Origin of the sequence: Nocardioides abyssi (assembly GCF_030412915.1) — a bacterium.
GTDB classification, from domain to species: domain Bacteria; phylum Actinomycetota; class Actinomycetes; order Propionibacteriales; family Nocardioidaceae; genus Nocardioides; species Nocardioides abyssi.
On sequence record NZ_JAUHJR010000126.1, the window covers coordinates 1 to 281 of the forward strand.

1 protein-coding gene is annotated in these 281 nt (G+C 51.2%); it reads right to left on the reverse strand.

Translation table 11 applies throughout. The annotated features are described in order from the left end of the window. A partial coding sequence (locus QWY29_RS21165) for a reeler domain-containing protein (RefSeq protein ID WP_369292673.1) occupies positions 1-154 on the reverse strand: 154 nt, incomplete at its 3' end. Between the last annotated feature and the right edge of the window lie 127 nt (positions 155-281).

Genomic DNA, 281 nt, shown 5'->3' on the forward strand with positions numbered 1-281 from the left:
TGTCGCCTTCCCTGACTTGCAGGAAAAAGCCTTTGAAAACCTTTCCGCTGATATTGATGACAACTTCTTCGCCGGGCTGGACTTCGTTCTTTTCAACGCTGACTTTATAAGGCAAGCGGGATTTTTGGGGCGGCACCGGATGTTTGGGGGTCATATCGTCTCACACCCCTTCGGGGGCACCGGCCGAATAACCCCAGGCGGCCGCCACCAAAGACAAAAGGACCACGATCACGAATTTTGCCATTTTGTTCGATGAAAATACTCAAAATAAATGCGCGCCG